The following is a 21,221-nucleotide window of genomic DNA, read 5'->3' as shown; positions in this document are numbered from 1 at the left end:
TTCTCCTGTGCCTATTCAGGCTCAACAGTACAAAGTAGTGGGTGTCCTTCTTTCTTTGCTTCAGACATAACCTTATTCATTTTTGTTTCCGCAACTTCATATGAATAGGTTCCACATACCCCTCGTCCATTATTGTGGACATCGAGCATAATCTTCATGGCCTCTTCTTGACCTCTATTAAAGATATGCATCAACACCCAAATGACAAACTCCATTGTCGTATAGTCATCATTATGTAGGATGACATGATATTTAGAAGGCTTCTTAACCCTTACTTTATCTTCTAGTGCTACATCACCATCCTCTTCAGTACTAAAGATGGTATTCATTTTTCTAATGTCAATATCGCCAACTTCAAACTTATCCAATTTACTTCCTCGACTTTCTAAATTTTTTTTCTTTTTTTCCATTATCGCCCATCTGTGTTACTCTTTACAAGGTATATACGACTGAAAATCTCTAAAAAAGGTCCATAATGAACTTCTTCGAATTTTTCAAATCACTGAAGGCCGATCATCAATCAGATTCTATAAATCAGATACACGCATACTTGAATAATAAATTTCCAAATATGAACGATGAAAGAAAAGTTATCATCTCATGCATCTGTGGACTTCTTGCCCGTATCGCCTACTCGGACTTTCACGTCAGTCAAAATGAAAAATCAAAGATGAAAAAGATTATTACTGGCATGACACAATTAAATGCCGAGGAAGCCGAGTTAATAACTGAATATTCTATTGAGAAAATGAAAGAGCTTTCTGGACTTGATACCAGAAGTTACTGTAAACCACTTGTTGAGATTATGTCACAACACGAGCGCTATCAAGTCTTAAAGGCACTATTTGCAATTGCCGCTGCCGATGGTCAGGTCGACAATGTAGAGTCAAATGAGATTAGCTACATTGCCAATGCTCTTGTTCTTGAGAAGAAGTACTTCTTGAGTGCACAAGCAGATGTGAAAGAGTATTTAAAAACTTTTCAAGTCTAAAACTATTCTCTACACTCTTATAAGTAATTAAAATTTATGACAAGGAAGTTTAATGAAAGAGAGTGTTGATTCTAACAAAAATCTAGAGAACTCATTAAAGAAAGCCGCACAATTTATGAATGACGATTTTCAAGGTAATTTCAACTTTTCAAATTTACTCGAAAAAAATGAAAAAAAAGCCTCTAAAAGTCCTATTTCAAACTTACTTCAATCAACAACTCAGACAGTCGTCGCATCAGATGTTGAAACACATATAGAAAGAGAAGAGAAAAAGGATAACTTATACAAAAAGATCGAAGATCTTGAGAGAAGGTTTGAAACAAAAGAAGTAAACGAGAAATTTGAAAGGCTCGAGTCACTTCTTCAGTCAATAATCATTAATCAAAAGAATGTTCGAGAGCAAATCGAACTTAAGTCTGCACCAGAAGTTATTCCATCAAAAGAGAATAAAGAAAACAAAGAGTACAAAGACCAAAAACCTCTTTATATTGCCGCCTCAATTATTGCAGTTTCACTCATTGCCAGTGCAATGATTTTCAAATCTGAGCCTAAGACCCAAATTGTAACAAAAGAAATTGTTAAGCCCGCTGTTGTAGCAATCCAAAAGTCATTCCACACTCCAGTTAAGTACCTTAACTTAAGAGCAATCCCAAGTACAAAGGGTGAAAAGCTTGAAGTTGTCGCACCAAATACGCGTGTCGAAATCTTAAAAACAGATGGTGACTGGGTCCAAATAAAATATAAGAACTACCTAAAAGGATCAACTCACGAAGGTTGGGTTTACGATTCTAAGAACTTAAAATCTATTTAATATCAATAACATACAATGGGAATTTCGACTCTTCGAAATTCCCAACCTTGACATTCCTAAATCTCATCCCATCTTATAGGTACACAAAAATAAATGAGGTACCATGTTTCCAATATTAGTTATGTTATTCACTGTTATTCCTGCAATAGAGATTTACCTACTCTTTTCAATTGGTGGTCAAATCGGTGGAGGGAATACTTTTCTACTCGTTCTAATTACTGGTGTAATCGGAGCGGCCCTAGCAAAATCGCAAGGAGCAGCACTACTGGCCAAGATCCAAGGAGAACTTGCCCAAGGCCGAGTTCCTGCCAATAGCTTTATCCATGGACTTCTTGTCTTTGGTGGAGGTCTTCTCCTTTTAACTCCAGGCTTTCTTACAGATGTCCTAGGACTATCAATGGTTCTTCCACTAACTCGTCATATCTGGCTTATTTATTTGAAAAAATTCTTTATGAGCTCAATTGAAAGTGGCAATATGCAATTTTATTCATTTAAAAATGGTGGTGGATTTTCTTCTTATTCAGGAAATGCCTATAATTCTCAGGCCCGTCATGAAGGCACTCAAAATGGCCCGATCCAAGTAGATGAGAACACATTTGAAGTTGATTACGAAAAGAAGTAAGATCTCATTATGACAACAACGAACGTAACGCTAAGTGATATTCAAGATGCAAGGCTTGCTATTGAAAATCGTATTATTAAAACACCTTTAACATACTCGACAACATTGAGTGAGAAGTTTGACTGCCAAGTTTACTTGAAACTTGAAAATTTGCAGTTAACGGGAGCCTATAAAATAAGAGGGGCCCTTAATCGTCTTTCTAAATTAACAAAAGAAGAAAAAGATAAGGGTGTTATTGCATCTTCTGCAGGAAATCATGCTCAGGGCGTGGCCCTTGCAGCAAAACAACTTGGCATTCAAGCAACAATTGTTATGCCTGAATCAACTCCTCTGGCAAAAATTCAAGGCACGAAGAAATTTGGAGCGGAAGTTATCCTTCACGGAAACTTCTATGATGATGCTTACCAAAAGGCACTTGAGATTCAAAAAAAATCGGGACAAGTTTTTATTCACCCATTTAACGATAAAGATATTATTGCTGGCCAAGGAACAATTGGTTTAGAAATTATTGATGAATTACCTGATGTCGATCTTGTTGCTATTCCAATTGGAGGCGGTGGCCTCATCTCAGGTATTTCAACGGCCATCAAAGAAAGTGGAAGCAGAGCGAAGATTGTTGGAGTTGAAGCGGTAGAAATGCCTGCTATGAAAACATCTATCGAGCAAGATAGAATTGTTACAATCGATAAAAGAAAGACAATTGCTGATGGAATCGCTGTCACAACTGTTCTTGATAATACATTTAATATTGTAAAAAAATATGTGGATGACATTGTTACAGTAAAAGAAACTGAAATCTCACACGCTATTGTGACTCTTCTTGAATATGAAAAGGTGCTTTGTGAAGGTGCTGGTGCAACTTCAGTTGCGGCCCTTTTATACGATCAATTCAAAGATATAAAAGGAAAGACTGTTGTCCTAGTTGTCAGCGGTGGAAATATTGACTTAAATATCCTCGATCGCATCATTGAAAGAGGTCTCATTACTTCTGGGCGCTCTTGCTCAATTATCGTTAATGTTCCTGATACACCTGGAACAATTGCAAGAATTTCAAATATCATTGGCTCAAAGCAGGCAAATATTTTAGAAATTCATCATAATAGGGCCTTCACGACAAGCGTCCTCGGTGAAACAGAAGTTGAATTCTCTCTAGAAACGAGAGGCCATCTCCACATTAAAGAGATTGTTGATGAACTCAACTCAATGGGCCTTAGTGCCAAAAGAGTCTAGGGCCTGCTAATGAGTGAATTAAACTTCTTAAAGACAACAAGAAATAATGAAGATGGCCTTGGAACGAGCACTTTTAATAGTGATAATTGTCAGTTTCAAATTCATGATACAGGTATCATTGAAGTCACGCCTAACTTAGTAACAACAGATGATATCTACATAATCTCTTGCGGTATTCATGGCAATGAAACAGCACCAATAGAGTTTACAAATGAGACGCTAGAGAAGATTTATCGTGATGAACTTATCATCAACTCTCCTACTCTCTTTATCTTTGGTAACCCAAAGGCCATGAATATTGGTAAGCGCTTTAGTGAATACAATTTAAATCGTTGCTTTAATGGAGCTTATAAAGACTTACCTGAAAACTATGAGGTTAAAAGAGCAAGTGTTCTTGAGAAACAATGCTATGACTTTGTTGCTAAGTACGAAGGTAAACAACTTTTCCACTTTGACCTTCATTGTGCCCTAAAGAAAAGTGAGATGGAGCGCTTTGCACTTGTACCTAAGTCAGAGGATCGAAAACAAGATCATCTCTTTAACTTAGTACTAGCAAATATGGGGGTTCAAGCATCTTTGTTTTCTCATAAGGAATCAACAGTATTTAGTTCCTTTAGTTTTGAAAAGCTAAATGCCTATAGCGCCACCGTTGAATTAGGAAAGGTCTATCCTTTTGGAAAGAACCCCAAAGGAAAATTCAAAGCAGCGCAAGAGACAATAGAATCCCTTTTAAGCTCTAAAGAGCTAAAGGATAAAGCTCTTCCAAAAGCATTTACAATCTATGCTTCAATCAATAAAGAATATGATGACTTTAGTTTTACTTTTGAGGAGGAAGAAAGCGCAAACTTTACTCTCTTTAAAAAAGGTGATCATATTTTCACCCAAAATAACGAAAAGTACCTCGCTCCGGAAGATAACTTACGTATGATTTTTCCAAACTCTAAAGTTATTTTAGGGCAAAGAGCACTACTACTTATTAAAGAATTAGAATAACAAATCAGGAGAGAAAATGAGTGATTTTTTAATCGTTACTTCAAGTGACGGAATGAATCTAAAAATGGCAGACAAGATTCTTGAATTAGCACAGGAAACAGGAAGATCTTTTGAAATCGTAAAGATTAGTGATTACAAACTTCCACTATATACAGCTGAAGAGGAAAAGAATGGAATTCCAGAAGATGGTGTAAAACTAACTGAAAAGTTTATTGCAGCAAAAGGTTTTGTTTTCTTAACTCCAGAATACAATGGATCTGTTACACCTTCATTTATTAATGCCATAGCATGGGTATCTCGTTCAGGGGGAGAATCATGGCGTGAAGCATTTGTTGATAAGCCAGCTGTTCTTGGAACACACTCTGGTGGAGGCGGTCAATACGTAATCCAAGCAATGCAAAATCAACTTTCTTTCATTGGACTTCATATTGTTGGCCGTAAACTTCTAACGAATTACAGCAAGCAATTAAATGAAGAAGGTGCGAAGGGTGCGCTAGCAAGCTTAGTAAAACTTGCCTAAATTTCACATAAAGAAAAAGCTCCGAAAGGAGCTTTTTTATTTCTTACATGATTTTAGTAAAATTAACTTCTTTGGTGGTTCAATAACAGAGGCGCAACCATCCCCTTGCTGTGCCCTTTCAGACACATTGATATAAAAGCGAAAGCTGTCTTTTACGACGCTCTTTTTTCCCTTTAAGTCTTCTACATTTACTGTGTACTTCGCCTCATAAGAATGTACATCTTTATCAATAAGTTTTACCTCAGAGATTTTAATTGCCTTTTCTGAAGCTGCAATATATTGCAACGACTTTGGTGCATCATAATCAGGATCTTTATTGAATCGATAAAACTTTTGATATTTTTCTTTTAAGCATTCATCCTTTGCACCGCTAATAAGTCTAATGCCACTCATTTCAATTTCGGCCAATTGAGCAGCTACTTTTTTAACATCCTTATTAAAAGGACAAATCTCTTTAGCATAGCTATATTGAGAAAATATAATAGTAGCAATTAATAATTTATACATTCCTTGCCCCTTTTATTTCTTCTTGAAGACATTGATTGATGCAACTTTCACCCTTAAGCTTTGCTGGTTCATCATACCAGCACGCAGAATTTGAAGAATCATGTCTTAGAATGCTAAATCTTCCAGACATCATTTCACTTGAATGCTCTTGCTTAGCAATAATCGCTTTACATGAAGCAACTGCTTTTGTTCTTAAAGTAGAAAACATCGTTGAACGATACTTTGCGTGAGTTTTTGCATCAACTCTGGCCGGCCCATAATTCTTAAGAGCACCACTATGGATATAAGTAAAATTAAAATCACTAATTGTAATATCATCACAACGGCCAAGTTCAGAAAATTTTCGAATCGCCAAAGGATCTTCACCAATAGTATCAACCATCACAACATGGCTTCCTTTTACATTGATGATATCACCTGAATGAAGAGAATAAGGTAATTCGAATTTCACCGGCTTAATACATGAGTTCTTACTTTTTACAGTATCGTGGAGAGAAGTCGTCGTTAGTGAACGATAGTCTCGATCATTAGTTGTAAACTTTAATCCCTCTGCTGCATAAGCTGCAGAGATAAATTCAGAACAATCAATTCCCGATGCCTTAGCACCATCTTTTGAAACACCTTGCCCACGAGTAAACAGATTAATCTCCTTACTGCGAAGCCCTTTACGTGAGCCATAACCATAAACAGGTGGAACCTTAGTTGCATCCATACATCCCTCACCAGGATAATTAGGATCTTCATCTAGCTTTCGTAAAATCTCATGAGATCTCACCATTGCAGCACGATCATGGACAACTCTTTGTTTAAAGTCTGTTCCATTACTGAATGTTGCTTCTTGAGTTGAAACTCCACTTAAGCTTGGAGTATTTGAATCAATAATTGTATTAATTGGCTGACATGATTGATATATCGTGGCCAAAACCTTACGGGCACCGAAAGAGCCAGTACCAACATTCTTAACAAATGACCATTCACGCTCTTGATCGGTCATCGCACACTGAGTACCAAGAGCACCCACAGTGCCATTTATATAATCTGTAATATCGTAAGAAGTTGGAAAGTTAGAATAGTTGTCAGTTAGATCACGCAAGTCTTCATTAACGCCTTGGCCCTCTTCTTCACGCACAACATCATCAACGACATCGAGAATATCACTTTCACGTGAAAGTCTCTTTGCTTGACTCTGTGCCTTTCCACTTAAAAAATCACCACTCGTTAGCTGACAAGACGTATTTAGTGCGGCCAAAAATATAAAAGTTAAAATTGTATTTTTCTTCATAAGTCACTCATCTTAAGGACTTATCGGTTTAGGCCATATATAACTTTAGATGTGATTATGGATACTTACAACTCAACGTAAATAATTTACATAGGATGTAAGGATTTGTAATTTTTTATTAAAGGCCCTTTTCTGTACTTTTCAATGCCTCATTGTTTTAATGCGCCACTCACAAAATAAGGATAAATAAATGAACTTTTCTCTTGCCCTGCTAGCTGCTGTTTTTACTGTTAACCTTTCATCGATGGCCATTGATAAAGTTGTTTATGGTGAAGATAATCGCCTGGACCAATTCGAAGTTACTGATCAAAATAAACTAGACGCCCAAAGGTCTACTTTAGCAATGATCCCAAAATCAAAACTTAAAAAGAATACTAAGGACACTTACCTTGCTGATGATTCAAAAATTGAATTATGTGATGGCGAGAGATTCAATAAGCAAGTTGATGTTGCCGACTGTTCAGGTTTTCTAGTTGAAAAAGATAATAGACAATATGTTATAACTGCTGGTCACTGTATGACTTCAAAGTCAGACTGTTACGATAACTACTGGGTATTTGACTATGCTAAGAAGTCACCAAAAGATGATGCAAGAACAATTCACGAAAAGAATGTTTATAGCTGTCGCCGAATTGTTGCTCAACGTCTAGAGCGTGTAAAACCAGACGGAGAAGACTTTGCAATCATCGAATTAAATCGAGAAGTAGCTGATCGCAAGCCACTTGAATATCGTAAAGAAGGTGATGTTCATGGTGGAGATATTAAAAAAGGTGAAAAAATCTTTGTTATCGGACACCCATCAGGGCTTCCATCAAAAGTAGCAACAGATGCATATGTACGCAAAAAAGACTGGAATAGCTTTTCAACAAATCTAGACACTTTCTCTGGAAACTCTGGCTCAGCTGTTTTCAACGAAGAAACAGGACTAGTTGAAGGTATCCTTGTTCGTGGTGACCAAGACTATAGATACAATCCAAGAAAAGATTGCTACGAAGCAAATCACTGTAACATGAATGGTTGCGGTGGCGAAGACGTATTTAGAATTACAAGAATTCTATTCCTTAAAGACTAAAAATCTAAAAACTAAACTTACCATCCAAGCAAGAGTTCACACGTTCTTTTGCTTGGTTGAGATCTTCATTAAAGACTGCACCAACTTCCACAGATAAATTTTCTAAAAGCATTTCTAAGTACTTTGACTCGGCCGAACCTTTGTCCGTGATTTGAAGTAACTGCTGAATGTTATCAACGAAAGTATCAATATCTTGTTTTTGAATATTTGATTTAAAGAAATTGATACGATCTTTTTTAGAATCGAATTTTCTGATTTCACTATTTTGCGAAAGTTTATCAAGAGTTTCTTCTAATTCAGTAGGACTACTTAAAGGTCTAAACGCATCTTCCTTTACTGTTGGAATCATTGTTGTTGAACGTCCTTGGGAAGATTCAATAATGTAGAACTCCGCTCCACTCATATCTTTTATTTCAGTAATTACGCCAACTCCAAAGTTAATCGATACTACCTCTTGTCCTATTTCTAATTTTGGCATAAATCCCCTTTCGTTAGATAAGTATTATATCACAAATGAATTAGAATTTCTCGAAGGCAATCTATTCGTTAATAGGTAGCGTCAATTGACGCTCAATCCTTTTTACTTCATCCCAAAAGTGATATATGTCTTCTAATATACTTTATTTTAAGGGGATTTAAGAATGAGCACGGATAGTTTTAAAGAAGCTATATTAGAGGGTATTCCTAAGACTTTACCAAATTATAAGAAATATGAAGAGGATATTAACCACGCTCCAAAACGTAAACAAATTCTATCTCAAGAAGAAGAAAAGTTAGCACTAAGAAATGCACTTCGCTACTTCCCAAGCGATCTTCATGCTGAACTACTTCCAGAATTTAAAGAGGAATTAGAGAAGTACGGACGCATCTATATGTACCGCTACCGCCCTGATTACAAAATTCATGCACGCTCAATTGATGAGTATCCACATAAGTCTAAGCAAGCCGCTGCAATCATGCTAATGCTTTCAAACAACCTAGACTACGCTGTTGCTCAACACCCACATGAGCTAATCACTTATGGTGGAAATGGTGCCGTTTTTCAAAACTGGGCACAGTATCTTTTAACGATGCAATACCTTGCGACGATGACAGATGAGCAAACACTAGTTCTCTACTCTGGTCACCCTGCTGGTTTATTTCCATCACATAAAGATGCACCAAGAGTTGTTGTGACAAATGGAATGATGATTCCAAATTATTCAAAGCCTGATGATTGGGAAAAATTCAACGCTCTTGGTGTCACTCAATACGGACAAATGACAGCTGGTTCATTTATGTATATTGGGCCTCAAGGAATCGTTCACGGAACAACAATTACAGTTCTAAATGCTCTTAGAAAAATTTCTAAAGAGGCCGTTACTGAAACAGCTGGTAAAGTTTTTGTAACAGCAGGACTTGGTGGAATGTCGGGAGCACAACCAAAAGCTGCGGTAATAGCAGGTTGTATTGGAGTTGTTGCGGAAGTAAATCCAAAAGCAGTTAAGACAAGACATGAGCAAGGTTGGGTTGATGAAGTATTCACTGACCTTGACGAGCTAATGGCAAGAATCAAGAAGGCCCAAGTTAATAAAGAAGCTGTTTCACTTGCCTATCAAGGAAATATTATTAATCTTTGGGAGAAGATCGCTGAAAGCGATATTTATATTGATATTGGTTCAGACCAGACATCTCTTCACAACCCATGGGCCGGAGGCTACTACCCTGCTGATCTAACATTTGAAGAATCAAATGAAATGATGGCAAATAATCCAGAACAATTCAAAGTTGAAGTTCAAAAGAGCTTAGTAAGACATGTTAATGCTGTTAATAAGCTTGCCGACAAAGGGATGTATTTCTTCGATTATGGAAATGCATTCTTATTAGAAGCATCACGCGCTGGTGCAGATATCATGAAGGAAGGATCGACTGAAGATTTCAAGTATCCTTCATACGTTCAAGATATCATGGGGCCAATGTGTTTTGATTATGGATTTGGACCTTTTAGATGGGTTTGCACTTCAAGCACACAAGAAGATCTTGATCTAACAGATAAACTAGCAACTGAAGTTTTAGAGAAACTAATGCAAGAGTCTCCAAGTGAGATTACTCAACAAATGCAAGACAATATCACTTGGATCAAAGGTGCAAAAGAAAATGATCTTGTTGTTGGATCTAAAGCTCGTATTTTATATGCTGACAGTGATGGGCGTATTGAGATTGCACTTGCTTTTAACAAAGCACTTCGCGAAGGGAAACTAAAAGCGCCAGTTGTCCTTGGTCGTGATCATCACGATGTTTCAGGAACAGACTCTCCTTTTAGAGAAACTTCAAATATTTACGATGGCTCGCGCTTTACAGCAGATATGGCCGTGCAAAACTTTGTCGGTGACTCATTTAGAGGTGCTACTTGGATTTCTCTTCATAACGGCGGTGGTGTCGGATGGGGTGAAGTTATGAACGGTGGTTTCGGAATGGTTCTCGATGGAAGTGAAGACTGTGACCGTCGTATCAAGTCGATGCTTTTTTGGGATGTAAATAACGGGATTAATCGTCGAAGTTGGGCACGTAATGAAGGTGCCACATTTGCAATTAAGAGAGCGATGGAAAAAGAGCCTCTTTTAAAAGTAACGCTTCCAAATTTAGTTGATGATAAATTACTTTAAAAAAAGAAAAGCTCCCACTATGGGAGCTTACTCTTATGCCGCAGTTTTGTAGTTTAAACTAAAGGGGTAGTAAATTTCCTGGGCATCTTTATTAATAATATCCTCGACCAAGGATATAAATTCAAATTCGTCTAGGCCATTTAATGAAGCTGCTGTCCAAATTGGCGTTAGTTTTTCAGAAAAAAGGTCTGCATTAAAATCTCCGTCTGTTGTTGTTTCTAAGTAAATTCCTTGCACCTCATTTCTTGTTTCATTTAAAAAAGTTTGTTTGAAATTATCTTTTTGCATTCGAACGTCCCCCGAAAAATAAGTACGTGTACTCTATTTCTACTTATTCATTTTGCAGCAATTTTTAATTTCTAAGAATTAATTCATGCAATTCAATAAATTCAATGACTTATTTTTATCCATCTGAATAAAATTAAATGATGATATGGTGATTTTTTGTCAGTTTTCCTTGGCAATAAATAAAAACTAATGAACTTGTCCATTTGTCGAAACTCTTCGTTGTTTTCTTTTTAAAAGCGAATTATATTGTCGCCATGAAAGGTATCATCTTATTAAGTATTGCTTGTGCAATCTGGGGTCTTGGTTTTGCCGGAACTCGATTTACACTAACAGACTATTCACCAGTGTGGTCAAACTCGCTACGCTATATCTTTGCTGGCTCATTCGCTTTTCTGATTCTACTTTTTAGAAATGACTTTAAAAAACTTGCCAGTAAAAAAGATGAAGTTCTAGGTGGTCTCATTTGCTCAGCACTTCTGATGATGGCCCTTCAACTACAAACTGTTGGTATTGCCATGACAACAATGGCAAAAGCCGGCTTTTTCACGGTCTTCTACGCTATTATTACTCCGATAATCTCTGTGATATTTTTAGGACAGAGAGTTCGTAAAACATTCTGGCTTCTACTTTCAACATCAATGCTTGGAATTATGATGATGAATGGAATGGACTTTAGTAATTTTAATATGGGAGATATCTTTGTTATTGCTTCAGCAGTCTTCTTCTCACTACACATCATTGCAACTGATCGATACGCCAATGATGTCGAAGCTGTTCGCTTTAACTTTCTCCAATGTATTTTTATGGGAATCATGGGATTCGTTTTTGCACTGATTTATGAAGGGCCAACGAGCTTAGCAGTTCTTTACACGAACTCCCCTCTAAACTTCCCTTCTCCACTGTGGGGATTTTTAATACTATCAATTTTTTCTTCACTGATTGCCTTCTCTCTTCAGATTACGGCACAAAGAAGTATTCCTGCCCATATTGTAGGATTAGTCTTCTTAAGTGAATCGATCTTTGCTGCATTATTTGGCTATATCTTATTTGGAGAGACGCTAGACCCGACTGCCATTGCTGGTTCAATTGTCATCGTTATATCAGTAGCGCTTGTACCAAGATTTACTAATATCAAAAAAGATGAAAGTGAAAATAGTGACTTAATAGAAAATACCGGGGCATCGTCTGTTGTCAACGATACCCGAGTATAATTTATAAACAGCGCTAAGCTGCTAGTGGTATATCGTTTGTGAATGGAAAGATTACATTATCGATTTGAGTTGGGATAACTTCTTCAACTATAGTTGCGAACTCATCTTCGGTAAGGCCATTGATTTGTGCTTCCGACCAAATGATTGTTAACTTCTCATTAAAGACACTGCAGTCAAACTCACCTTTAATTTTTGATTGAGAAACGATTGATTTAATCTCATCTCTTGCATGGGCAATAAAAGTCTCTCTAAAGTTCTCAATATTCATTTATGTTCTCCTCGTCATTAACCAATTCGCAACCCTCTGGAACCGTTTTGGCTATTTAGTTATTATGCAAAGGTTTTGGGTAATTCAGACGAGAAATTTAACTTAATCTAATTACAAGCAGTTAAATAGTGAACAAAGAGATGAATCGTAGCTAATTTATTGATTTAGATAATTTCAAAGTGCCATCTTCCTATGTCACTCTCAATAAAAACATGAACTTATGAATTCAGCAAAATCTATAGCGAGCAACTCGTAAGTCCCTTCTTTTTCAAGTACTTCTGATGGTACTCTTCTGCCTTGATGTAATTATTCAACAATTCTAATTTAGTAACTATAGGATTTCTAAAGCAACCACTTTCTTCAAGATCTTTTATGGCCTTTGCTCCAGCTTCCTTTTGGGACTCGTTACTGTAGAAGATCACACTTCTATACTGAGAGCCAATATCAACTCCCTGACGATTAAGGGTTGTGGGATTGTGGTTATTAAAGAAGATATCTAATAGGTTTTCGAATTTAATTATTGATGGATCATAAGTGATTTTAACTACTTCAGCGTGTCCAGTCGTATCAGTACAGACCTCTTCGTATGTTGTATGGTCACTATTTCCACCAGCATAGCCCACTTCGGTTTCAAGAACTCCCGCAAGCTTTCGAAAGGTTTCTTCGACACCCCAAAAACACCCTGCTCCAAATACTGCGACTTCAATATTGTTCATTGCAAACCTCCGATTTATTTCGTAATTTAACCGACATATGAGCAAGAAAACAAGAAAATTCTTAGAAAAGAAATTGGAAAAAGAGCTAGAAATAGCTAAAGAAAAAGCCGTTCATGGACAACATGAAATCATCATTATTTTAGATCATCTAAAGGGTGGTTTTAATATTGGTAAGATCCTAAGGTCTTGTGAAATCTACAGTGTTCACGAAGTTCATATTGTGGGAACGAAATTCTTTGATGTCACAATTGCAAAAGGTGCACTTAAAAGAGTGAAGACTTTCTTCTACGATAATATCGAAGATTCGATTGAGCGTATTAACGAACTTGGCTACACTCCCCTAACTCTAGACTCTCATGCACAAACTTATCTGAATAAGAGTGAACTTCCTAAGAAGTCTGCCTTCATCTTTGGCCATGAAGAGTTTGGGCCTCTAAAAGAGATGCCTGGGATCGAAAGGCTTAAGATTAAGCAATATGGAATGACTGAATCGTTAAATGTTTCCATTGCGGCCAGTATTGTCATGTACGAGTACACTAACCAACACGCTAGCGAGTAAGAAAAAATGATTGAAACAAATAATCTCACAAAGAAATTTACCAGTTATAAGAAAGAAGAAGGTTTTAAAGGAAGTATTAAATCTTTCTTTAATCGAAATCCCATTACAAAGTATGCCGTAAACGACTTTAGCTTTAAAGTTGAAAAGGGAGAAATCAAAGGTTTATTAGGTCCAAATGGAGCTGGTAAAACGACCCTTATGAAGATGCTGACAGGGATTATTGTTCCCTCAAGTGGCGAAGTCACAATTGCAGGATACAAGCCTTGGCAACGAGATAAGGAATTTAGAAAGAAGATTGCTCTTGTTATGGGGCAAAAGTCGCAGCTGTGGTGGGATATCCCAGCAATGGACTCATTCCAATTACTTCAAAAATATTATGAAATCCCAGATGACCAATTCAAAAAGAAACTTGGCTACATGGGAGAACTTTTAGATGTTACTGAGCTATTTCATATCCATGTAAGAAAACTTTCTCTTGGTGAAAGAATGAAGCTAGAGCTCATGGCCTCTCTCTTACACGAGCCAGAGGTACTCTTCTTAGATGAGCCTACAATTGGACTTGATCTTGTGGCCCAAGAAAATATGAGAAATTTCTTAAAAGAATATCATGCTAAAAATGATCTCTCGATTATTCTAACCTCACATTATATGGCCGATGTTCAGGCGCTCTGTAAGGACCTTGTTCTTATTTCAAAAGGACAGAAAGCATATGATGGGCCACTTCAAAATCTTGAAAAGATTCTCGGGGATAAAAAGTCTGTCTACTTCAGCTTTGATAAAGCAATTGACACCAAAGAAGATTTTTGGTCAAAACTTGATTGCGACTTTCTAGATAATGGGTCAAGTGTTGAGTTAAGAGTTGATAAGGAAGAGCTCTCAGAAATCTCAGCGGCCATTTTATCAAAATACCCAGTTATTGATTTTCATACAGAAAAGCTTCCAATTGAGAAAGTTATGAAGAAGATCATGGAGAACCCGGAGATTCTAAGTAATGTCTAATCTTATCAAATGGTGGCAAACCATTAAGATCTCCATTGTAAAGTACACGGCCTACCGTCTAAACTTCTTTCTCCAGATTATTGGACCGGCACTAGTCTTTCTTTTTATTAAGTACAATCTGTGGACGGCCATTTTTGAAAGTACGGGAAGTGACACAATAAAAGGCTACACACTTAAGGCAATGCTTACGTACCACGTTTGGGCCTTTGTGGTTTCACAGCTTGCTCAAGGGCACACGGCACTTAACTTGGCCCTTGATATCAGAATGGGAAGAATTTCAACTTATCTGATCTACCCTTTTAATTTCTGGGAATTCCATACGGCTTCATTTATTGGATTTCAATTCATTCAGCTTTTTGTAACAGGCTTTGCAATATTCCTATTTTCACTAATTGGAATTTTACCAAGTGTTGACTTACCGACACTACTTAACGGTGTTGGAGTTTGTCTCTTTGTAAGCCTCTTTTGGTTTTCTCTACAATACTTAACTGGTGTTATGGCCTTTTGGTTAGAAGAGACTTGGATCTTAAGAGTTATGCTTCAAATGATCACAGTTTTTTTATCAGGCGCAATTATTCCACTAGAACTATATCCGGACTTCTTTAGAGAAATCCTAATGTATACACCTTTTCCATATCTTACTTATTATCCAATTAAAGTTTTTATGGGAGAGGCCGTAAGTTACGCGAGTTTCTTCAGTATCTTAGGTCCTTGGCTACTGCTTGTAAGTATCATTTGTGCTCTAACGTGGAAGCGTGGAATTAGACTTTATACAGCGGCGGGGATGTAATGAGATTTGGTTCTTTTAGTTCAGAAGTTAAACACTACCTATCAGTATATAAGAAGTTTATCTCAACAAGTACGGCCGTTGCTATGAGCTTTCGCACAAGTTTTGTCCTCATGGTTATGATGGATCTAATGTTCTTTGGTTCAGCTTACTTTACTGTTGATTTTATCTTTGATCACGTGGATATGGTTATGGGGTGGAATCGAAACCAATTTATGCTTTTTCTATCTTATGTCTTACTTGTCGATGGTTTTCATATGATTATCTTAAGCCAAAATTTTTGGCGCTTTAGTGATGACCTTAAGTCTGGACAGCTAGACTATACGATCTTAAGACCTCTAAGTTCGATCTTTAGTGTCTTCTTTCGCAATATTAGGCCATCATCTATTCCAACACTAATTCCTGCAATCGCAGTATTTAGCTACTATGCAAACCTTAATGGTTTTAACCTATTACAATGGGCACTTATTCCTCTGCTTCTAACGCTGTCGCTTGCACTACTTGCTGTCGTGGAATTTGTTATTAGCTGTGCTATGTTTTGGTTGGTTGAAGGGGTTGGAATTAACTTCTTTAGAATGCAGATGCAACAACTTTCGCGCTGGCCTGATCTTATTTACGGGGCAGCAACAAAGAGAGTGTTTTCGACCCTCGTACCGATACTACTAGTAGGTTCGGCACCGATTCATTTCTTATTAGATATGAGTAAGTGGCACTACCTTCTTATTATGGTAGTTGCCACTTGTGTATTTTGGTTTATTTTATTAAAACTTTGGGAGCGAGGACTACAAGTCTACGATTCGGCTTCTTCTTAAAGTCAAAATTAAACTTAAGCGGCTTGTTTTCTTTCTTCCTCACCTAAGAAAACAAGCTCGATCTCACCAATTGAGTGGTTCACGAAGCTTACTTCATTCAATAATTGATCCGCAATATTTGATGCTCCCTTTGCAATCCCCGTATTAGACTTTGAAGACACATCAATACTTGAAATTGAGCTCTGTAGTTCAGTAATCCCCTTAGATTGCTCGAAGGTTGCAGATGAAATCTCAGTAATAGAATTTGTCACATTCTCTACACTAATAACTATTTCTTCAAGAATTTGCCCACACTGATTAGCGACATCAGAACCTGACGTTACGCTATTTCTTACTTTCTGAACTAACCCAGAAAGTTTCATATTTGACTCTTCAACAATTGAGTTCACTTCATTAACACTTGTACTGACCATATCTGAAATCTCAACAGAGGCATTCCCACTCATTTGTGCTAATTTCCCAACTTCTTCGGCCACGACTGCGAATCCCTTCCCGGCCTCACCGGCCCTTGCGGCCTCAACTGATGCATTGAATGAAAGAAGCTTTGTTTGAAAAACAATATCGTTAATAACTTGAGTTCTTTCCTCAATTCGATTAATAAGCTCTACGATGTGGAGCATCTTCTTGTTATTATCTGAGAACTCCTCAACCATGACGTCAATATCGCTGTCGATTCCATTCATCGAATGAATCATCTTCTTTACAATCTTCTTACCTACAGCGGCCTTAGCTAAGCTATCTTGTGCAAGATTATTAGACTTTTGTGCGTTATCGGCCGTCATTCTCACCATTGAACTTATCTCTTCTAATGAACTAGAAGATTCTTGAAGTGAAGAGTCTTGTCTTTCACTAGACAAAGATAGTTCATTTGAAGTTGTTGCGATATTCTTTGCACTCTTTGTAAGGGAGCGAGATGTATTTGTAAGAGCAGAGATTGTTGCTTTAATTTTTTGTGAAATATTTGAAGCGTACACTACGCCAATAGAGAATCCAAAAACAATTCCAATTAATGAAACAACCACAAGAGTAATCTGTAAACTACGTGCTGTTGCACTAACAACAGATGCAGAAGAAACAACTTCTCTTGATAGACGTGTGTTGTACTTATCTAGAACTCTTTGATAATTTTCGGCAGCTTCTGGACAATGAACTAAGAAAATTTCATGCAGTTCCGCTCTTGCCTCATCATTATTAATCTTTGCAAGCTCAAGCGCTCTAGCACCAACTTTCTTAAAGTCACTCCACTGAACTTGTAGCTCATTAAATATTTTTTGTTCTTCAGGGTCAGTGATTATACTACGTAACTTATTTGCAGCTAACTCATAATTATCAATCATCTTAATCGTATTAGAGATCGCATTATTTCGATTCTTACGATCTAAGTCCTCAAGTCCTAAGGTCCTAACTTGAATTCTCGTTTTCTGATAACTGACATCCATCTCACTAAGTAGAGAACTTCGTGGAATAATATTTTCATTAAAGAAATTTGATTGCGCACTTAAGTCACTTACACCAAAGTAAGAAACAGTACTGATGACAATACTGACAACTGACAAAAAGAAACATAATAAGATCAATTTAACTTTAAAATTCTTATTCTTCATTAATCCTCCAGAACACACTGAAGTATCGTACAGAGTCATTTTAAATTAAAGTTTAGGTGTTAAACCAATCCTATACAAAGTGAAAATAAATAGAATTGGACCTGTTGAAAATTCACAGCTTACATAGGAAAAAAAAAATTAAAAAGCCAAAAGTAAAATTAGTGGGTTTCAATCTTCTCACATGCGCCCTGGTGTTTTATTTGCACTTTTTCGCAGTTTGCATTACAAGCACTACCGTAGGTTTTCCCGTCAACTCCACACACTGGCATCCAAATCATTGGACAGATACACGGAGCTTTGGCCTTTGGACGATGTGGCTTCATCGGAGAAGTACCCTGTGGTCTTGAGTGTTTTTTATTTAGAGAGTTATTCTTATCATTTGAACAAGGGCCCTCCTTAATATTCGTGGCGTCTACCATTTGGGCCATGCAACGATTTGAGTATGTTTTTCCGTTAGCACATACCGGACGATATTCTTTTGTACATTTAAATGCATAACTGTTTACAGCAAGAATTAGGGCCAAAAGAAATTTCATACCAACCTACTTTTTTCGAAGTTTACACATATAGAGCGGACCAATTGATCCCTCTTTATCAGGTAGAAATATTGTACCATATTCAGTTTTCTCACCGAAACCAAAAGTATCTAGGTCATGAACAAGCTCAACTTGATCGCCTTTCTTTTTCAGGACTTTAGCGATCACTTCATCATTTTCAAGACTAGAAATAGAGCATGTTGAGTAGAGAACTTCACCGCCACTTTTTAGCGTTAGAAGGGCAGAGCAAAGTAGAGAGTATTGAAGACCAGCAAGGTTTCTCGTTCTCTTCTTTGACCACATATTAAGATATTTTTGATCGTTTAGAGTATGGCGTTCTCCAGAGCAAGGGGCATCCAGTAGAACAAAGTCAAATTCATTTTTTAAGTTAAGCCCATACTTATTGCCATCAAAACCACGGATATCAATAATATCTCTCATTTCTTCCGGGACATATTCTGAAACAACTCGACGTAAACGCTCTTTACGGTTACGTGAAAGCTCATTTAGAACAAGGTGTCCCTTACCTTCCATTTCTTCAAATAGTACTAAGCTCTTACCGCCAGGTGCCGCACACATATCAAGAACTTTGGACCCAGGTGTTGGTTTGAGATTACGAGCAACAATAACACTAGCAGCATCCATCACATAGTGGGACTTAATCTCTTCAGATTCCGTTACCTCCCCTTTGGCATACACATCTGGGATTAGTTCTTCTGAATCAATAAATTCTCCTGAAAACCACTTATTTCGACGATAGGCCTTCTCTTCTTTCTTAGTAAAAGAATCTTTTAGAGAATTCCATCGGGATCCCCACATTTGTGAGTAAAAATATTCAAAGCCCTCAGGGCCTTTCGTTGCTGCAGCTTGGTTTTTCATGCGCATCATGTTACTAAATATGACCTAATCGAGCAAAGAAAAGGATGTTGAAATGGAAAAATTTATTGATCAAATTATCAAGAATTTAAGCGCCAATGGCTTCCCTGAAAAGAAAGTATCTCTTCCTACTGATAAGATGTATGAAGTTGCAGATAATAAAGGCCTAAGCCTTAATAAGGTTCTCGAAGAGCTAAGAGAAAAGAAAATGATCGACAGCGAGATTGGCCCTGAAAAAATCGTTTTTACGATGAAGAAATTTGAAAACCAGCAAGATATGTATGCTAAAGCACAAGAGATGATGTCTCAAATGTCACCAGAAGAGCTACAAAAAATGCAAGAAATGCTACAGAATATGTCTCCAGAGCAGCGCGAGCAAATGATGGAACAAGCAAAGAAAATGGGGATGATCTAATAGAATCATTCTTTTCTACCCCACTTTCAAGTCTTGAAGACTTTATCACTGGGCATGGATTTACTAGAGTCCATGCTCAAACAATCTATACCCAAGTTTATAAACATGGGGCAGAATCCTTTAAAGAAATTACTGGCCTACCTCAAAAACTCTACTCACTATTAGAAGAAAAATATTGTTTTGACCTACTTGAAATCGCTAAGATTCAAGAATCAGTTGATGATAGAACAGTTAAGCTTCTCTTTAAGTTAAGTGACGGACGAACTGTGGAAACAGTATGTGTCCCCTTTCAAAAGAAATATACGCTTTGCCTTTCCTCACAAGTTGGGTGCGCAATGAAATGCTCATTCTGTTTTACAGGAACGCAAGGCTTAACACGTTCGCTAGAAAAGAAAGAAATTATTCTGCAATATTTGCAAGCCTATGCCTATATTAAAGATAAGTTTCAAGGCCATCAAGCCGCACCTAATATTGTTTTTATGGGGCAAGGAGAGCCTCTACATAATATTGATAATGTTGCGGATGCCATCGAAATCCTAAAGACAAAAGAAGGTATGGGATTAGGCCCAAGACAAATCACACTATCAACGGCCGGATACTTACCAGGTATCAAAAGATTCAGTGAACTTGGGAGTGTTAACTTTGCTCTCAGCTTCCACTCTCCATTTAACGAAGAGAGAAATGAGCTCATACCACTTAATAAAGCCTACCCAATTGATAAATTAATAGATGAGCTTAAGACGATCAAGTTAATGAAGCGCCAGTTTCTAACTTTTGAATACTTAATTATTCGCGACTTAAACCACACAAAAAAGCACGTAGAAGAAATAGGAAGGCTTTTAAAAGGCATGCCTGTTATCTTTAATCTCATTCCTTTTAATGAATTCCCTGGAGCTCCTTATAAGAGACCAGAAATGACTGCTGTCGAAGAATTTAAGAAAGGCCTAATTGACCTTGGCTTTCACGCCATGATTCGCACAACAAAGGGTGACGATATCCTAGCGGCCTGTGGCCAGTTAACATCACAAGAATCATAGAAAGCGACTCGCCAAATCCTTATCAGGAATGGGACAGGTATCCAGCTCCTTACCAAGTCGGTAGCGATTTTGCGCAACAACTTCATAGAGCCAATCTCTTAGAGACCTCGGTATCAATTTAAAAACTTTAAAATAGCGATGGCCTAACTCCACCATCACCGCGATAGCAGCATCTGACTTCGTTGAAAGCTCTCCATTTTGATAGAAAACGACTGTGGAGAGATTCTTAACAAAATCTTGTTGAAGATAATCGAGCGCTTTTGGATCCTGTAAATGACAGAATTTAACCTTCTTCTTGCGATCGATTCGATAAATAATCTTGACGAGGCCATTACATATTAAGCACTTACCGTCGATGAAGATAATATTCATACTCTCCATTCTACACCATCTGACAAATTGTAAAAATTATATTTGCTGAGTTAGAACTACATTGTTCA

Annotated in this window: 26 protein-coding genes; 15 read left to right on the top strand and 11 right to left on the bottom strand. The window is 37.2% G+C overall.

The window, feature by feature from the left end:
• Positions 1–11: 11 nt before the first annotated feature.
• Positions 12–368: an ATP-dependent Clp protease adapter ClpS gene (gene clpS, locus ACRXC1_RS03365; RefSeq protein WP_392857024.1), complete on the bottom strand. Its 357-nt coding sequence runs from the start codon at positions 366–368 to the stop codon at positions 12–14.
• A 203-nt stretch (positions 369–571) separates the two neighbouring features.
• Between clpS and ACRXC1_RS03360 the strand changes: the two genes are divergently transcribed.
• The 6 genes from ACRXC1_RS03360 (at position 572) to ACRXC1_RS03335 (ending at position 5,167) form a co-directional block, all read left to right on the top strand.
• Entirely contained in the window at positions 572–991 is a 420-nt protein-coding gene (locus ACRXC1_RS03360; protein ID WP_433656493.1) for a TerB family tellurite resistance protein, read from the top strand.
• Between the two features lie 52 nt (positions 992–1,043).
• On the top strand, positions 1,044–1,802 hold the full coding sequence (locus ACRXC1_RS03355; protein ID WP_433656491.1) for an SH3 domain-containing protein: 759 nt from the start codon (positions 1,044–1,046) through the stop codon (positions 1,800–1,802).
• A gap of 103 nt (positions 1,803–1,905) precedes the next feature.
• Positions 1,906–2,424, top strand: a complete 519-nt coding sequence (locus ACRXC1_RS03350) for an FxsA family protein (RefSeq protein ID WP_392911294.1) — start codon at positions 1,906–1,908, stop codon at positions 2,422–2,424.
• Positions 2,425–2,433: 9 nt separating this feature from the next.
• A complete protein-coding gene (gene ilvA / locus ACRXC1_RS03345; protein WP_433656488.1) occupies positions 2,434–3,654 on the top strand; it encodes a threonine ammonia-lyase in 1,221 nt (406 codons plus the stop codon).
• Positions 3,655–3,663: 9 nt separating this feature from the next.
• Positions 3,664–4,647, top strand: coding sequence for a succinylglutamate desuccinylase (locus ACRXC1_RS03340; protein ID WP_433656486.1), 984 nt, complete (start codon positions 3,664–3,666; stop codon positions 4,645–4,647).
• 16 nt (positions 4,648–4,663) lie between these two features.
• On the top strand, positions 4,664–5,167 hold the full coding sequence (locus ACRXC1_RS03335; protein WP_392911287.1) for an NADPH-dependent FMN reductase: 504 nt from the start codon (positions 4,664–4,666) through the stop codon (positions 5,165–5,167).
• Positions 5,168–5,203: 36 nt separating this feature from the next.
• Here the strand turns inward: ACRXC1_RS03335 and ACRXC1_RS03330 are convergent, their stop codons facing one another.
• Both ACRXC1_RS03330 and ACRXC1_RS03325 read right to left on the bottom strand, forming a co-directional pair.
• Entirely contained in the window at positions 5,204–5,674 is a 471-nt protein-coding gene (locus tag ACRXC1_RS03330) for a hypothetical protein (RefSeq protein WP_433656484.1), read from the bottom strand.
• Positions 5,667–6,956, bottom strand: a complete 1,290-nt coding sequence (locus ACRXC1_RS03325) for a hypothetical protein (protein ID WP_433656482.1) — start codon at positions 6,954–6,956, stop codon at positions 5,667–5,669. Before ACRXC1_RS03325 ends, ACRXC1_RS03330 begins: the two co-directional genes overlap by 8 nt.
• Positions 6,957–7,146: 190 nt before the next feature.
• On the opposite strand from ACRXC1_RS03325, the gene ACRXC1_RS03320 reads away from it, so the two are divergent.
• On the top strand, positions 7,147–8,028 hold the full coding sequence (locus ACRXC1_RS03320; protein WP_433656480.1) for a trypsin-like serine peptidase: 882 nt from the start codon (positions 7,147–7,149) through the stop codon (positions 8,026–8,028).
• 4 nt (positions 8,029–8,032) lie between these two features.
• Here the strand turns inward: ACRXC1_RS03320 and ACRXC1_RS03315 are convergent, their stop codons facing one another.
• Positions 8,033–8,506 (bottom strand): CarD family transcriptional regulator, encoded by a 474-nt coding sequence (locus ACRXC1_RS03315; RefSeq protein ID WP_392911279.1) that lies wholly within the window; start codon positions 8,504–8,506, stop codon positions 8,033–8,035.
• 163 nt (positions 8,507–8,669) lie between these two features.
• Between ACRXC1_RS03315 and ACRXC1_RS03310 the strand changes: the two genes are divergently transcribed.
• Entirely contained in the window at positions 8,670–10,673 is a 2,004-nt protein-coding gene (locus ACRXC1_RS03310) for a urocanate hydratase (protein WP_433656478.1), read from the top strand.
• Between the two features lie 33 nt (positions 10,674–10,706).
• Here the strand turns inward: ACRXC1_RS03310 and ACRXC1_RS03305 are convergent, their stop codons facing one another.
• Positions 10,707–10,961: a hypothetical protein gene (locus ACRXC1_RS03305; RefSeq protein ID WP_392911275.1), complete on the bottom strand. Its 255-nt coding sequence runs from the start codon at positions 10,959–10,961 to the stop codon at positions 10,707–10,709.
• A gap of 254 nt (positions 10,962–11,215) precedes the next feature.
• On the opposite strand from ACRXC1_RS03305, the gene ACRXC1_RS03300 reads away from it, so the two are divergent.
• Positions 11,216–12,172, top strand: coding sequence for a DMT family transporter (locus tag ACRXC1_RS03300; RefSeq protein ID WP_433656476.1), 957 nt, complete (start codon positions 11,216–11,218; stop codon positions 12,170–12,172).
• Between the two features lie 13 nt (positions 12,173–12,185).
• Here ACRXC1_RS03300 and ACRXC1_RS03295 read toward each other — a convergent pair whose 3' ends face one another.
• Together ACRXC1_RS03295 and msrA are read right to left on the bottom strand one after the other, a co-directional pair.
• A complete protein-coding gene (locus ACRXC1_RS03295; protein ID WP_392857052.1) occupies positions 12,186–12,440 on the bottom strand; it encodes a hypothetical protein in 255 nt (84 codons plus the stop codon).
• 236 nt (positions 12,441–12,676) lie between these two features.
• Positions 12,677–13,156: a peptide-methionine (S)-S-oxide reductase MsrA gene (gene msrA, locus ACRXC1_RS03290; RefSeq protein ID WP_433656473.1), complete on the bottom strand. Its 480-nt coding sequence runs from the start codon at positions 13,154–13,156 to the stop codon at positions 12,677–12,679.
• Between the two features lie 37 nt (positions 13,157–13,193).
• Here msrA and ACRXC1_RS03285 point away from each other — a divergent pair, with 37 nt between their 5' ends.
• Genes ACRXC1_RS03285 through ACRXC1_RS03270 form a run of 4 tightly spaced genes read left to right on the top strand, consistent with a single transcriptional unit; the run spans position 13,194 to position 16,313 of the window.
• Complete coding sequence (locus ACRXC1_RS03285; RefSeq protein WP_433656471.1) at positions 13,194–13,715, top strand: TrmH family RNA methyltransferase; 522 nt, start codon at positions 13,194–13,196, stop codon at positions 13,713–13,715.
• Between the two features lie 6 nt (positions 13,716–13,721).
• Positions 13,722–14,714, top strand: a complete 993-nt coding sequence (locus ACRXC1_RS03280; protein ID WP_392911267.1) for an ABC transporter ATP-binding protein — start codon at positions 13,722–13,724, stop codon at positions 14,712–14,714.
• Positions 14,707–15,504: an ABC transporter permease gene (locus ACRXC1_RS03275; RefSeq protein ID WP_433656469.1), complete on the top strand. Its 798-nt coding sequence runs from the start codon at positions 14,707–14,709 to the stop codon at positions 15,502–15,504. The genes ACRXC1_RS03280 and ACRXC1_RS03275 overlap by 8 nt, the downstream gene beginning before the upstream one ends.
• Positions 15,504–16,313, top strand: a complete 810-nt coding sequence (locus ACRXC1_RS03270; RefSeq protein ID WP_433656467.1) for an ABC transporter permease — start codon at positions 15,504–15,506, stop codon at positions 16,311–16,313. The genes ACRXC1_RS03275 and ACRXC1_RS03270 overlap by 1 nt, the downstream gene beginning before the upstream one ends.
• Positions 16,314–16,327: 14 nt before the next feature.
• Here the strand turns inward: ACRXC1_RS03270 and ACRXC1_RS03265 are convergent, their stop codons facing one another.
• From ACRXC1_RS03265 to ACRXC1_RS03255, 3 genes are all read right to left on the bottom strand, one after another.
• A complete protein-coding gene (locus tag ACRXC1_RS03265; RefSeq protein ID WP_433656465.1) occupies positions 16,328–17,917 on the bottom strand; it encodes a HAMP domain-containing methyl-accepting chemotaxis protein in 1,590 nt (529 codons plus the stop codon).
• A gap of 158 nt (positions 17,918–18,075) precedes the next feature.
• Positions 18,076–18,453, bottom strand: a complete 378-nt coding sequence (locus tag ACRXC1_RS03260; RefSeq protein ID WP_433656463.1) for a Kazal-type serine protease inhibitor domain-containing protein — start codon at positions 18,451–18,453, stop codon at positions 18,076–18,078.
• A 6-nt stretch (positions 18,454–18,459) separates the two neighbouring features.
• Positions 18,460–19,332 carry an RsmB/NOP family class I SAM-dependent RNA methyltransferase gene (locus tag ACRXC1_RS03255; RefSeq protein ID WP_433656461.1) on the bottom strand — a complete coding sequence of 291 codons (873 nt, stop codon included), beginning with the start codon at positions 19,330–19,332 and terminating at the stop codon, positions 18,460–18,462.
• 52 nt (positions 19,333–19,384) lie between these two features.
• Here ACRXC1_RS03255 and ACRXC1_RS03250 point away from each other — a divergent pair, with 52 nt between their 5' ends.
• Together ACRXC1_RS03250 and rlmN are read left to right on the top strand one after the other, a co-directional pair.
• On the top strand, positions 19,385–19,744 hold the full coding sequence (locus ACRXC1_RS03250) for a hypothetical protein (protein ID WP_433656459.1): 360 nt from the start codon (positions 19,385–19,387) through the stop codon (positions 19,742–19,744).
• On the top strand, positions 19,744–20,781 hold the full coding sequence (gene rlmN, locus ACRXC1_RS03245) for a 23S rRNA (adenine(2503)-C(2))-methyltransferase RlmN (RefSeq protein ID WP_433659896.1): 1,038 nt from the start codon (positions 19,744–19,746) through the stop codon (positions 20,779–20,781). The genes ACRXC1_RS03250 and rlmN overlap by 1 nt, the downstream gene beginning before the upstream one ends.
• Here the strand turns inward: rlmN and ACRXC1_RS03240 are convergent.
• Entirely contained in the window at positions 20,776–21,153 is a 378-nt protein-coding gene (locus ACRXC1_RS03240) for a thiol-disulfide oxidoreductase DCC family protein (protein WP_433656457.1), read from the bottom strand. The two genes, rlmN and ACRXC1_RS03240, sit on opposite strands and share 6 nt — an antisense overlap.
• Between the last annotated feature and the right edge of the window lie 68 nt (positions 21,154–21,221).

This window comes from Halobacteriovorax sp. GFR8, assembly GCF_050955245.1.
Classification (GTDB): domain Bacteria; phylum Bdellovibrionota; class Bacteriovoracia; order Bacteriovoracales; family Bacteriovoracaceae; genus Halobacteriovorax_A.
The sequence above is the reverse complement of the archived record's forward strand: the minus strand, read 5'-3'. Positions and strand labels throughout refer to the sequence as shown.